This is a genomic window from Nonomuraea rosea (genome assembly GCF_039539705.1).
In the GTDB taxonomy this organism is placed as follows: domain Bacteria; phylum Actinomycetota; class Actinomycetes; order Streptosporangiales; family Streptosporangiaceae; genus Nonomuraea; species Nonomuraea rosea.
This window is the reverse complement of the sequence record NZ_BAABDQ010000011.1, coordinates 20,659-33,686: the sequence shown is the minus strand read 5'-3', so window position 1 is coordinate 33,686 and position 13,028 is coordinate 20,659. Positions and strand designations below refer to the sequence as shown.

The window sequence follows — 13,028 nt, the reverse complement described above, 5'->3', positions numbered from 1 at the left end:
GTCAGGCGGCCGGCTCGGCGGATGTCGGTCGCGGGCGCGTGCCGATCGGGACGACCAGGGGAGTCCCGGCCACGGGGTCCTCGATGACCTTGGCGTCCAGCTCGAACACCTCGCGCAGCAGCTCTTCCGTCAGCACCTCGTGCGGGGTGCCGGCGGCGATCACCTTGCCCGCGCGCATCGCGACCAGGCGGTCGGCGTAGCGGGCGGCCAGGTTGAGGTCGTGCAGGACCATGACGACCGTGCGGCCCGCCTCCTGGTGCAGATGACGTACGAGCTCCAGCACCTCCACCTGGTGCGCCAGGTCAAGGAACGTGGTGGGCTCGTCGAGCAGCAGCAGATCCGTGCCCTGGGCCAGGGCCATGGAGATCCAGGCCCGCTGCCGCTGGCCGCCCGACAGCTCCTCCAGCGGTCGTTCTGCCAGGTCGGCCAGGCCCGTCATGTCCAGCGCCGCGGCGACCGCGCCCTCGTCGTCCGAGGACCACTGCCGGTACCAGGTCTGGTGCGGATGCCGGCCCCTGGCCACCAGGTCGGCCACGGTCAGCCCCTCGGGCGCGCTGGGCGCCTGGGGGAGCACGCCGAGGATCTTGGCGACCTCGCGGGTGGGGATCTTGTCGATGCGCTTGCCGTCGAGCAGCACCTCGCCGCCCTGGGGCTTGAGCAGGCGGCCGAGCGCACGCAGGAGCGTGGACTTGCCGCAGCCGTTCGGGCCGATGATGGTGGTCACGGTGCCCGCTTCGATGCCGAGGTCGAGTCCGTCGACGACGGTGCGGTCTCCGTACCCGAGTTTGACGTCGGCGGCCTGCAGTCTCACTTGCGTGACCTCCAGATCAGGTGAATCAGGTAAGGGGCGCCCAGGACGGCGGTGACGATGCCGACGGGCAGTTCGAGCGGGGAGAACGTGGTTCTGGCGATCAGGTCGGCGGCCGTGGTGAGCACGCCGCCGATGACCGCCGAGCACAGCAGCGGCGGCTGGCCGGAGCGGGCCAGCCTGAGGGCGATCTGGGGTGAGGCGAGGGCCACGAACGCGATCGGGCCCGCGGAGGCGGTCGCCACGGCGGCCAGCAGGACGGCGGCGAGGATCATGAGGGCGCGGGCGAGGTTCATCCGGACGCCGAGCGCGGTGACGGTGTCGTCGCTGAAGCGCAGCGCGTCGAGCGAGCGGGTGCCGAGCAGCGTCAGCGGCACGAGGACGACCAGGGCCAGCGCCGTGGGCGTCACGTGCTCCCAGCCGCGGCCGTTGAGCGAGCCGCTGATCCAGACCATGGCGCGGCTGGTGTCGTTCACGTCGCCGATGGTCAGGAGCCAGAACTTGACGTTGGTGAACACGGCGGCCACGCCGATGCCGACCAGGACCAGGCGGTAGCCGTCCAGGCCGCGCCGCCAGGCCAGGCCGTACACGACGGCCGCGCCGATCAGGCCGCCGAGCAGGGCGAGGGCGGGGATGCCGAGGGTGGACAGCAGGCCGCTGGCGCCCCCGTACGCGCTGCCGCTGACCACGACGCCGGCCACGACGGTGACCGAGGCGCCGGTGGTGACGCCGAGGATCTCGGGGCTGGCCAGGGGATTGCGCGCGATGGACTGGATGATGGCGCCCGACAGCGCGAGCGCCGCCCCGACCAGGGCGCCGGTCAGCGCGCGCGGCAGGCGCAGCTCCATGATGACGAAGTGGGCGGCGCTGTTGACGTCGAACGTGCCGGCGACGACCTCGGCGAGCGTCATCTGGATGTCGCCGATGCGCATGTTCATGGCCATCAGCACGACGAGGAGCACGAGGCCGGTCAGGCTGACGACGACGCCACGGGGGCGTACCTGCCAGGACAGGCCGCCGACGCGCAGGGGGAGCGTGGTCATCACAGTCGCACGGGCTTCCTGCGGCGGACGAGTGCGACGAAGAACGGCGCGCCGAGCAGCGCGAGCACCACGCCGACCTCCAGCTCGCCCGGCGGCGCCACGACGCGGCCGATCACGTCGGCGACCAGCAGCAGCGCCGCGCCGACCAGCCCGGAGAACGGCAGCAGCCACCGGTGGTCGGTGCCGGACAGCGGGCGCACCAGGTGCGGCACGATCAGCCCGATGAACGCCAGTGAGCCGCACGCCGCGACGGAGGCGCCCGACAGGAGGGTGACGGCGGCGACGCCGACGGTTCTGGTCATGGGGACGTTCTGGCCGAGGCTCCTGGCGACGTCCTCGCCGAGGGAGAGCGCGTTCAGCCCCGGCGCGTTCACCATCGCGAGGAACAGGCCGGCCAGGATGAACGGCAGCACCTGCCAGACCACGTCGGAGCCCCTGGCGGCGATCGAGCCCGACTGCCAGAACCTGAAGACGTCCATCGCCTGCTCGTCCAGCAGCACGATGGCCGAGGTCAGGGCGTACAGGAAGGCGCTGACGGCGGTGCCGGCCAGCGCGAGCGTGACCGGGGTCGGCCCGCCCCTGCCGCCGACCATGCCGAGCGCGAACACCGCCACGCTCGCGACCAGCGCGCCCGCCAGGCCGAACCAGATGTAGGCGAGCAGGCTGGAGGCGCCGAGCAGGATGATCGAGGCCACCATCGCGAACGCGGCCCCCTGCGTGACGCCGAGCAGCCCCGGGTCGGCGAGCGGGTTGCGGGTGTGGCCCTGCATGAGCGCGCCCGCGACGCCGAGCGCGATCCCGGCGAGCACGCCGAGCACGGTCCTGGGGACGCGGAGCGAGCGGATGACGATGTCGTTCTCGGTGCCGGTGGGTGCGGTGAGCGCGTGCCAGGCGTCCGTGACCGGTACGGACTTCGCGCCGATCGTGATGCTCAGCAGCACCGCCACGGCGACCGCGAGCAGGAGGCCGGTCAGGACGGTGAGGCGGCGGTGGCGGATGCCGTGCAGGCGCGGCGCGATCGCCGTTGCGCTCACCCGCTCCTCCTCAACGTTTTGCCGGATCCTGGTGAAGTATGCCAGCTTAGGCAGGGCTAACCTAATTTAGGTTTGCCTTATCTTTTACGGAAGGATCCTGATGAGACCGTTGCGTGCCCTGGTCGGTGCTGTCCTGGTGGCGGGGCTGGCGGCCTGCGGTTCTGCCGAGCCGGCGGCGACGCCGTCGTCGAGCGCGCCGTTCAGGACGGTGAAGCACGCGATGGGTGAGACGGTCATTCCGGCCCAGCCGAAGCGGGTGGTGGCGCTCGACCAGAGTTTCGTCGACGCGGTGCTCACGCTGGAGACGCCGGTCGTGGGGTACACGACGTACCGGTCGATCGACTCCAAGCTGCCCGGCTATCTCGGGACGGTCGCCGCGCAGTACGGCAAGGAGGCGACCCCGGTCGGCACGCTGGAGGAGCCGAGCCTGGAGAAGGTCATGGCGCTCAAGCCCGACCTGATCGTCTCGGCGAAGGTCCGGCACGAGAAGGACTACGACAAGCTGTCCAAGATCGCGCCGACCGTGTTCAGCGAGACCACCGGGGCCATCTGGAAGGACAACCTCCGGCTCGTGGGGCAGGCCCTGGGCAAGGAGGAGCTCGCCGACGCCAGGATCAAGGCGTACGAGGAGCGGGCCAGGAAGATCGGCGAGGAGATCAAGGCGAAGGACGGGAAGCTGCCGACGATCTCGATCGTGCGCTTCGCCGGCGAGCCCACGACGCGGCTGTACGTGGAGAAGTCCTACTCGGGCCTGGTGCTGAAGGACGTCGGGTTCACGCGGCCCGAGGGCCAGCCGACCGTGGAGGACACGATCGCGGTGAACGTGAGCCAGGAGCGGATCGGGGACCTGGACGCCGACCACCTTTTTGTCGCGACATATCCGGATCCGTCGTCTGACGGGCCTAAGGAGAAGTTCGTGAACAACCCGCTGTGGAACAAGCTCAAGGGCGAGAAGCACGAGGTCAGCGACCTGACGTGGATGAGCGCCGTGGGCATCCAGGGGGCGCACTCCATGCTCGACGACCTGGCGAAGATCTTCGGCGTGGACCCGGCCAGAACGGCCTCCTAGCCCTTCCCGGCGTACTCAGACGGGCAGGAACGCGCGGAGCTCGGCCAGGTGGGGCTCGATGTCCAGGTTCTGGCCGGCGAGCCAGTTCGGGTTGCCGTACGTGCCTTTGTAGCGGTCGCCGCTGTCGCAGATCAGCGTGACGATGCTGCCCCGCTGGCCGCGCTCGCGCATCTCGGCGATGAGATCCACGCAGGCGGCCAGGTTCGTGCCCGTCGAGCCGCCCACGTTCAGGCCGGTGACCTCGCGGGTCCAGTGCATGGCGGCGATCGAGCGGGCGTCGGGTACGGCGATCATGCGGTCGATGACCGAGGGCAGGAACGACGGCTCCACGCGCGGGCGGCCGATGCCCTCGATGCGGGAGCCGGGAGCGGTGGCCGAGTCGTCGCCGGAGACCCAGCCGGGATAGAAGGCCGAGCCCTCGGGATCGACGACGGCCAGGCGGGTGGCGTGGCGGCGGTAGCGGATGTAGCGGCCGATGGTGGACGACGTGCCGCCCGTCCCCGCGCCGACCACGATCCAGGAGGGCTCCGGGTGGGGCTCCATGGACATCTGGGAGTAGATGGACTCGGCGATGTTGTTGTTGCCACGCCAGTCGGTGGCGCGCTCCGCGTAGGTGAACTGGTCCATGAAGTGGCCGCCCGTCTCGGCCGCCAGCCGGTGGGATTCCTCATAGATCGTGCCGGGATCGGCCACCAGGTGGCCCTTGCCGCCGTAGAACTCGATGAGCTGACACTTCTCCGGCGACGTGGACTCCGGCATGACCGCGATGAACGGCAGGCCCAGCAGGCGAGCGAAATAAGCCTCGCTGACGGCCGTCGAGCCGCTCGACGCCTCCACGATCGTCGTGGCGGGGCCGATCCACCCGTTCGCCAGACCGTATAGGAATAGAGATCGGGCCAATCGGTGTTTCAGTGAACCGGTCGGGTGCACTGACTCGTCTTTCAGATAGAGGTTTACCCCCCAATCGGAGGGCAGCGGAAAGACGTGCAAGTGTGTGTCGCAACTACGGTTGGCGTCGGCCTCGACCTTGCGGATGGCCTCCGCCACCCACCGGCGTGCGTCCGGGTCGTGCCGGTCCACGAAACTCATCCTCATACGCTATCCCATGTGACTCTCGCCACTATTAAGGCGAAATTGGGTGGGTGATGTTATGATAATGAGACTTGTCCGGCCGTGGACGTGACCACGCACGCCGCGAGCAGATGGACGGAACCCCCCTCTGACCAAGGCGGAAACTCTAACGCGTCCCTTACTTGGGACTTGCGATGATGGAATCGCCGTCAGGCGGCTTGTGCCGAAACGGGGGATAGCGCAAGGGGGAATGAATTGATCACTATGACCGATGAGCAGCGCCAGGACTGGTTCGAGCGCGATGTCGTGCCCGTGACGTCGCAGCTCTTCGCCTCCGCCATGCGCCTGACCCGTAACGCCGCCGACGCGGAAGACCTGGTGCAGGAGACCGTGGCCAAGGCGTACACGTCCTACCACCAGTTCCGTGAGGGCACCAATCTGAAGGCTTGGCTGCACCGGATCCTCACGAACAACTTCATCAACGACTACCGGAAGAAGCAGCGCTCGCCCAAGCTGTCCGCGGCTGAGGACATCGAGGACTGGCAGTTGCACGCCGCCGAGTCGCACAGCTCGACCGGTTTGCGGTCGGCTGAGACCGAGGCGCTCGACCGGCTGCCCGACAGTGTGGTGATGAACGCTTTGCGGTCCTTGCCCGAGGACTTCCGCGTGGCCGTCTACCTGGCCGACGTCGAGGGGTTCGCGTACAAGGAGATCGCCGAGCGGATGGGCACGCCCATCGGGACGGTCATGTCCCGGCTCCACCGTGGCCGCCGCCAGTTGCGGGGGATGCTGGAGGAGTACGCCCGCGAGGAGGGCGGCGTGCGCCTGCCCGCCCAGCGTGCCGCGTGAGCACCTTCCTAAACGGCCCCCATATTGAGATGAAGGCGGACGCGTAACACGCCGCCTTCCGCGCGCAGCTCGACGAGGTCGCAGAGCTGCCTGCTGATCCAGAGCCCGTATCCCCGAGGGGACTCGGGCTCCGGTGGTATGTAGCCGGGTAAGGGGTCGTCCAGGGCGCCGCCGGGGTCGGCGATCTCGCAGACGAGCTCCCCGCCGTTCACCCACATCGTGATCGTGCCGTACCCGGCGCCGTGCTCGACGCTGTTGGCGGCGATCTCGGAGACGCTGATCACGAGCGACGTGATGAGGTTGCGGTCCATGCCGGCCGCTCTGGCGAAGTCGCCGACGGCCTGGCGCAGCCGCTTGAGCTCGCGGGCGGTGAACCGGATCGTCTCGGCGTCGCCGGCCGGCTCGGGGAGCGGGGTGCGGTCGCCGTTCAGGACCAGCTCGTGCGGCGCGACGAAGCGGCTGCTCGCCGCCTCGCCGTCCGCGCCGAGGAGCAGCGGGTGGTTGACCGGGCAGAAGTCGAGCGCGGCCGCGGGCGCCTTGCGCACGTCGTACAGGCACAGCATCACGGTCGCGGCCGCCTGCAGCGCCGCGTTCAGCACCGACTCGTAGCGGATGTACTCCCTGACCTCGCGCTCGGTCCTGCCGTCCCAGGCGGGCTCGCCGATGATGAGGGTGCGGCGGCCCCTGGTGTACTCGTGATAGGCGGCCAGCGTCCGGTACGGGTGCCCGTACCAGGCCGTCGAGACGCGGCTGTCGATCCGTCCGGCGTCGCGCCCCAGCGCGTCGGCCAGCAGGGCGAGCTTGGTCGCGCAGGTGATCACCAGCACGCGCCTGTCCTCGTGCAGCGCGGACCGCACGCGCGGCACGGCCAGGCCCAGAAGGGCCTCGTCGGAGTCGTACGGCACCGCAACGTGCTTCAGCGACTCACCATCGGAACGTGCCCGATCAGGGCGCACGGCCAGAACGTAGCAAGCGCTAGAGGTGCGGCGCAACGGCTATGAGCGCCACCGCCACGAGCGCGCATGCGACACCGGCGATCTGGACGGCCCGCAGCCGCTCCCCGAGCACCTGCCTGGCCAGCAGCAGGGTGCTGGCGGGATAGAGCGAGACCAGCACCGCCACCAGGCTGAGCAGCCCGTCCTGCTGGGCGAGCAGATACAGGACGTTGGCCGCCATGTCGAGCACGCCCGCCGCCACGATGATGTGCAGCGAGCCGGGGCCTGGCTTGAGCGCGCGGCGGGTGAGCACGGCCAGCAGGGCCACCAGGGAGATCGACGACAGTCGGGCGCCCACCAGCGGCCACAGGCCAGCCTCGTGCGGCGCCATGGAGAGTAGGATGAAGAAGCCGCCGAACCCCGCTCCCGCCGCCAGCGCGGCCAGCACGGAGGCGAGCGAGCCGCGCTTCCCCGCCGAGCCCTCCTGGCTGATCAGGAGCACCGCGCCCAGTGCCAGCGCCACGCCGGCCAGCGCCCAGACCGTGGGCCGCTCGCCCGCCGCCAGCCCGAACGTCACCGGCAGCGCCGCCGAGGTGACCGCCGTCGTGGGAGCGACCACCGACATGACGCCCGTGGCCAGCGCCCGGTAGAACAGCACCAGCCCGGCGGCCCCGGCCAGGCCCGCCGCCAGCCCCCAGGCCAGCGCCCGGCCGTCGAACGCGCCGGGCAGCAGCGGCAGCAGCCCGAGGATCAGGGCGAGCCCGGCGAGCTGTGACAGCACGACGACCGAGAGCACCTGGGATCGCTTGGTGGCCAGGCCGCCGAAGAAGTCGGCGGTGCCGTACACCACCGCGCAGGCGGTGGCCAGGATCACTGTCACGTCTCACTCCTCATGGTTCAACAGGTTGCACCGGTAGTACAACACATTAGGTGCAATAGACTGCAAACCGGTAACACTAGACTGCACTGCATGGAAGATCCGGACCTCATCAACCAGGCGATCGCCAACAACGTCCGCGCCCAGCGCTCGCACCGGGGCCTGACGCTGGACGCGCTGGCCGCGAGGTCGGGCGTGAGCCGGGGGATGCTCGTCCAGGTGGAGCAGGGCCGGACGAACCCGAGCGTCTCCACCCTGACCAGGATCGCCTCCGCCCTGGGCGTCACCGTGGCCAGGCTGGTCGAGGTCGCCGACGTCCCGGTCGTCCGGATCGTCGACAAGTCCGACGTGGTCACGTTCACCCAGGGCGAGGTGCACGCGCGGCTGCTGGTCGGCGCGGACATGCCGATGATCCTGGAGCTGTGGGACTGGCGGCTGGCGCCCGGCGAGCACCATGACGGCGACGCCCACCCGCCGGGGACCCGCGAGATGCTGACCGTGCTGGACGGCGAGCTGACCCTGACGGTGTACGGCAAGAGTCACGTGGTCGGCAAGGACGACGCCGTCCTGTTCACCGCCGACCGGCCGCATCGCTACGCGAACAGGGGCAAGTCGGAGCTGAGGTTCGTCATGGTGGTCGCTGAGCCGCGAGAGGCGCATGACCAATAACGCCGAATGCCCTCCGGATCACTCCATGGAGTTCAATGATTACTCCATGTCTTGGACGGCTGCTGCCCGTGGTTGGGTACATCCCTGGTGTACGGCGAAACGTCGGCGTGCACACCGGCCGGGGGGTGGCGTGTGAGTGAGGCCCGAGCGGCGACGGAGAAACTCCATACGGAGCTTCATGGCCTGGGCGTCACGAGCGCGTACGAAGTGGGCGACGACGCGACCATCTCCGTGTGGATAGGTCTGGTCGTCCGGTACAGAGACGGCTTTTACCGCTGGCAGGAAGGCCCCGTGAAACGTCGGCATCTGGGTACGGATCCGGTCGGATGTGCCATGCGCGTGGCGCGCCGCTACAAGGAATTGCAGGCGGATATCCCACTCTGGTGGGACGACCTGGCCAGGGAACTGCGGGGGAGACCGGTCCAGGACTATCCGTAGGCCCCCGCATGCGGCGTTTCGGGGGGAAGCATGCGCGTATGGGCTTTGCCGCTGGCCCTGCTCGCCCTGGTGGGCTGCGTCACCCAGTCGGTGCCGCGCCGCCACCAGGTCAGAGCCCCGGTCGTGCCCAGCAGGCCGGCCGTCATCGATCCCGTCGTCCTGGCCAAGTGGCTGGTGTCGATGCAGTCCGGGTGGCCGCGCAGCCGCAAGTTCGACTGCGCGCGGCTCAAGTGTGTGGCGCTGACCTTCGACGACGGCCCGGGGGAGTTCACCGGCAAGCTGCTCGACGTGCTGAGCAAGCGCGACGTGCGGGCCACGTTCTTCGTCATCGGGCAGATGGTGGCCGCCGACAAGGGGGGCCACACCGTCCGCCGCATCGTGAACGACGGTCATGAGATCGGCAACCACTCCTGGAGCCATCCCGCGCTGGCCGGCCTGTCGCACGAGGAGCTCAAACACCAGCTCAAGCACACCGAGAACATCGTGCAGAAGCTGACGGGGGTGCGGATGCGGGTGATGCGGCCGCCGTACGGGTCCACGGACGACGAGGTGGCGGCCGAGACCCGGCGCGAGGGGCTGGCCCAGATCCTATGGAACGTGGACACCCTGGACTGGCGCGACCGGGTCCCCAAGACCGTGGCCAAACGGGCGGGGGACGCCAAGCCTGGCTCGATCGTCCTGCTGCACGACATCCACCGCACCACCGTGGACGCCGTGCCGTCGATGCTGGACACGCTCGGCAAGAAGGGCTACACGTTCGTCACGGTCTCGGAGCTGTACGGCAAGACGCCGGCGCCCGGCCGTACGTACACGGAACGGTGACGGCCGGCCTGGCCGCGCGCAGGATGTCGGTGCCGCGTGGGACCCTTGTCGACATGGGTTTCACCGGCATCCCCGACGACGCGTTCCGCTATTACGAGGGGCTCGAGGCGGACAACTCCAAGACCTACTTCACCCGGCACAAGCAGCTCTACGAAGAGGCCGTGCGGGGTCCGATGCTCGCGCTCACCGATGAGCTGGCGGCGGAGTTCGGGGCGGCGCAGCTCTTCCGGCCGTATCGTGATGTCCGCTTCTCCAAGGACAAGACGCCTTACAAAACCCATCAGGGTGCCTTCATCGATCTGCAGCCGGGGATCGGGCTCTACGTCGAGATCAGCGCGGCGGGGCTGTTCACCGCGGGCGGCATCTACACGCAGGCGTCCGACCAGGTCGCCCGCTTCCGCGCGGCCGTGGACGAGGACCTCACGGGCAAGGCGCTGGAGTCGGTCACGGACGCGCTGACGGCGGCCGGCTACGCGCTCCACGGAGATCGGCTCAAGACCAAGCCCAGGGGGTTCACCGAGGACCATCCGCGGATCGAGCTGCTGCGGCACAAGTCGCTCTACGCGGGGGTGCGCTTCGAGCCGGAGCAGTGGGTGCACACGGCGGCGGTGCGCGAGCGCGTGGCGGAGACCTGGCGTGCCTTCGGCCCGCTGGTCGAGTGGCTCTGCGCGCACGTCAGGGGCAGCGAGCTCCCCCGCCGCTGACCGCCTGCGGGGGCGGTCATCTGGGGGCGCTGGTGACCTGGTCGCCCTTGAGAATGCGGTCCACGGTCTGCCCGGCCGCCGACGTCGCCGCCGTCGTACCGGCCGCCAGGACGATGGCCAGCGTCGGCGCCGCCAGGCTGCGCACGCTGCGCAGCGTGCGCACCCGCGCCCAGGGCTCACCGGCCAGGTGCATGATGCGCCACTCCCAGAACAACCCGAGCCCGACGCAGACCATCATCACCTGCCCCACCACGATGCCCACCACCTGCGCCTTGTCCCACGGCCCGATGTCCGGCTCGACGAGCGTGGACAGATAGCCCGACAGCTCGGTCAGCAGCGCCGCCGCCGTCAGGTGCAGCGCCTTGGTCATGGGCTGGGTGCCGCGGACCCGTGGACAGAAGTAGCCGAACAGGAAGCCGAAGGCGGGAAGCGTGACGAGGTAGCGCCCGTCGAAGATGAAGCTGGTCACGTCCACCCCCTCGGGCCAGCCGTACACGATCGCGAAGGGCAGGCTCAGCAGCAGGCTGACGGTGAAGGCGAACACGCCGTTGCGCCACGGCGTGCACCCGGCGGCCGTGGCGAACGCCGTCTCGGGCTGCCGCCCGTGCTCCCGCAGCGCCGCCTCCAGAGCGTGCCGCCGCTGGTCGAAGTCGGCCATCGACATCTCGCCCGCGCCGAGCCTGCCCCGCCCGATGCGGTAGAGCTCCTGTTCGGAGACGAGCAGGAGCCGCTTGTGCAGGGCGGCCCTGATGAGCTGCCGGTGCTCCTCATGCGAGGCCGGCTCGGCCAGGACCGGACGCGGGCCGGTGAGCAGCCATCGGGCCGTCGCCCAGGCCACGAGAGACGTGATCGCCAGCAGCGGCAGCGGTACGTCGATGTCGGCCAGCGTGGTGCTGCCGCCAGGCGTGATGTAGACCACCATCAGCACGGCGATCATGGTGGACTCGGCGACCGGGTTGTCGATCGCCGAGAGCTGGCCCCCCAGCCGCCTCAGCCGCAGCACCAGCATCACGAACCCCATGAGCAACAGGCCGAGCACCCCGCGCACGATCGGGTCGAGGACGAGGCTGCCGATCATCGGCACCGGCTGGTCCACGGCCAGGCTCCAGGAGCCGGAGTCCAGCCACTCGGTCGGCCAGCCCTGCACCAGCAGGCTGATCAGGACGGCCGCCACCACGGCGGTGCGCTGCCACTGCTTGGTCGCCACGGCCACCGCGGAGATCGGGATCACGGCCCAGCCCAGCGCCAGGACCAGCCGGCTGCTGTCGGGCGGATAGACGCCCTCCAGCAACGCCCGCAGCCACAGCGCCAGCGCCAGCAGCCCGATCGCGGCCTCGGCCGACAGCACGGACAGGCGTACGATCACCGGCCGGACGCCCAGGTCCACGCTGAACGCGATCGCGGACCCCGCCGCCGCGAGCGCGGCCACCGCCCCGCCGGCCAGCAGGGCCTGCCCGGAGAGCTGCCCGTGCAGCCACGACCAGACCAGCATGCCGAGCCCGACCAGCACCCCAAGACCGGTCACGATCAGCAGGTCACGGGTGGTCCACGGCGGGTTGGTCGGCAGCATCCGCCCGGCGTGCCGCAGCGTGAGCGCCGGCACCGCGACGAACAGCACCACGTACGTCACCGCCGACCAGTCCTCGGCGACCAGCGGGATCAGCAGGGTGGGCGCCGCCAGCGCGAGCCCGATCACCAGCTCCCTGTTGGGCGGCCGCTGCCACCATCCCTTGCCGAGCGAGCGCAGCAGGTAGATGACCAGCGCGATCGCGGTGAGCACGCCGAGCGCCGTGGCCCACGAGAAGTCGTCGGCCACGACCACGTCGGCGAACCCGTAGGAGTCGGGCGCCAGCGTCATGCTCACCGGGTAGCCGCCGACGGTGAACTCCAGCCGCTCCGCCAGCTCCCGGTCCGGCGTGATCCCTTCGAGCCGCAGCGCCGTCCACTCGCCGGGCAGCACCGCGATCGTCCTGTCGGGCACGATCAGCGGGTCGGTGATGCTGGGGGCGCCGAAGTCCAGCTTGAGCAGCTCGTCCAGCTTGACCTGCCGCAGCAGCGTCACGGTGAACTTGGCCGTGGTGCGCCGGGCGTCCGAGACGAGGGCCGGCGCCAGCCGGGTCGTGGGACTGAGACCGGGACCGTCCACCTTGATCGCGCCGAACACGGAGTCGATGGCCTGCGGCAGCGCGCCCGGGAACCCGCCGCCCTGGCGCAACGCCTCGATGAGCGGGTCCTTGGGGGCCATCGTGAGCGAGTGGAAGACGGTCACCTTGACCTGGCGCTGGCGCGGGTCGAGCCGTCCTTGGGGCACCGCCGCCAGATCCAGGCCGCTCGCCCTGGTGACCAGCACCTCGGTGGTGGCCTGGCGAGCCCAGCGGGTGACGGTGTCGGCGCGGCCGGCGGCGGCCGCCCACGGGTTGGGCGCCGCGATGCCTCTGGGCGGCGCAGGGCCTGCTACCGGTCTGGCTGCGATGGTGCACCACACGATCGCCCCGAACGACACCAGAGCCAGCCCGAACGCGATGGCGATCCGGAGCTTTCCCACAAATTGGATGATTCTCCGGCATGCCCGATTGTTCTATCTCATCGGGTCACGGTGTGATTACAGCTGCTCCCATTACAACTTTTCTTTACGGCGGGACACGGGAGCGTCAATCCATCGCACGTGGCCGAGCCCGGATCCTTACTGGCGATGCTTACCCTGGAGCC

Annotated in this window: 12 protein-coding genes; 5 read left to right on the top strand and 7 right to left on the bottom strand. The window is 69.9% G+C overall.

Annotation, left to right across the window (positions count from 1 at the left end):
• Nucleotide 1: 1 nt before the first annotated feature.
• From ABEA43_RS25215 to ABEA43_RS25205, 3 genes are read right to left on the bottom strand one after another with little or no spacing between them, the layout of a single operon-like run.
• Nucleotides 2-811, bottom strand: coding sequence for an ABC transporter ATP-binding protein (locus ABEA43_RS25215; protein WP_345565442.1), 810 nt, complete (start codon nt 809-811; stop codon nt 2-4).
• A complete protein-coding gene (locus tag ABEA43_RS25210) occupies nt 808-1,851 on the bottom strand; it encodes a FecCD family ABC transporter permease (protein WP_345565440.1) in 1,044 nt (347 codons plus the stop codon). Before ABEA43_RS25210 ends, ABEA43_RS25215 begins: the two co-directional genes overlap by 4 nt.
• A complete protein-coding gene (locus ABEA43_RS25205) occupies nt 1,851-2,885 on the bottom strand; it encodes a FecCD family ABC transporter permease (protein ID WP_345565438.1) in 1,035 nt (344 codons plus the stop codon). The genes ABEA43_RS25210 and ABEA43_RS25205 overlap by 1 nt, the downstream gene beginning before the upstream one ends.
• A 100-nt stretch (nt 2,886-2,985) precedes the next feature.
• On the opposite strand from ABEA43_RS25205, the gene ABEA43_RS25200 reads away from it, so the two are divergent.
• Nucleotides 2,986-3,954 (top strand): ABC transporter substrate-binding protein, encoded by a 969-nt coding sequence (locus tag ABEA43_RS25200; RefSeq protein WP_345565436.1) that lies wholly within the window; start codon nt 2,986-2,988, stop codon nt 3,952-3,954.
• 15 nt (nt 3,955-3,969) lie between these two features.
• Here ABEA43_RS25200 and ABEA43_RS25195 read toward each other — a convergent pair whose 3' ends face one another.
• Nucleotides 3,970-5,043 carry a PLP-dependent cysteine synthase family protein gene (locus ABEA43_RS25195; protein ID WP_345565435.1) on the bottom strand — a complete coding sequence of 358 codons (1,074 nt, stop codon included), beginning with the start codon at nt 5,041-5,043 and terminating at the stop codon, nt 3,970-3,972.
• Between the two features lie 246 nt (nt 5,044-5,289).
• Between ABEA43_RS25195 and ABEA43_RS25190 the strand changes: the two genes are divergently transcribed.
• Entirely contained in the window at nt 5,290-5,874 is a 585-nt protein-coding gene (locus tag ABEA43_RS25190; protein WP_345565433.1) for a sigma-70 family RNA polymerase sigma factor, read from the top strand.
• 8 nt (nt 5,875-5,882) lie between these two features.
• Here ABEA43_RS25190 and ABEA43_RS25185 read toward each other — a convergent pair whose 3' ends face one another.
• Together ABEA43_RS25185 and ABEA43_RS25180 are read right to left on the bottom strand one after the other, a co-directional pair.
• Complete coding sequence (locus ABEA43_RS25185; protein ID WP_345565431.1) at nt 5,883-6,830, bottom strand: anti-sigma factor RsbA family regulatory protein; 948 nt, start codon at nt 6,828-6,830, stop codon at nt 5,883-5,885.
• 19 nt (nt 6,831-6,849) lie between these two features.
• Complete coding sequence (locus tag ABEA43_RS25180; protein WP_345565429.1) at nt 6,850-7,689, bottom strand: EamA family transporter; 840 nt, start codon at nt 7,687-7,689, stop codon at nt 6,850-6,852.
• Nucleotides 7,690-7,779: 90 nt separating this feature from the next.
• Here ABEA43_RS25180 and ABEA43_RS25175 point away from each other — a divergent pair, with 90 nt between their 5' ends.
• From ABEA43_RS25175 to ABEA43_RS25165, 3 genes are all read left to right on the top strand, one after another.
• Nucleotides 7,780-8,355 (top strand): helix-turn-helix domain-containing protein, encoded by a 576-nt coding sequence (locus ABEA43_RS25175; protein WP_345565428.1) that lies wholly within the window; start codon nt 7,780-7,782, stop codon nt 8,353-8,355.
• Between the two features lie 468 nt (nt 8,356-8,823).
• Nucleotides 8,824-9,615, top strand: a complete 792-nt coding sequence (locus ABEA43_RS25170) for a polysaccharide deacetylase family protein (RefSeq protein WP_345565427.1) — start codon at nt 8,824-8,826, stop codon at nt 9,613-9,615.
• Nucleotides 9,616-9,668: 53 nt separating this feature from the next.
• Nucleotides 9,669-10,319, top strand: a complete 651-nt coding sequence (locus tag ABEA43_RS25165) for a DUF2461 domain-containing protein (protein WP_345565425.1) — start codon at nt 9,669-9,671, stop codon at nt 10,317-10,319.
• A gap of 16 nt (nt 10,320-10,335) precedes the next feature.
• Here ABEA43_RS25165 and ABEA43_RS25160 read toward each other — a convergent pair whose 3' ends face one another.
• Nucleotides 10,336-12,864, bottom strand: coding sequence for a hypothetical protein (locus ABEA43_RS25160; RefSeq protein WP_345565423.1), 2,529 nt, complete (start codon nt 12,862-12,864; stop codon nt 10,336-10,338).
• Between the last annotated feature and the right edge of the window lie 164 nt (nt 12,865-13,028).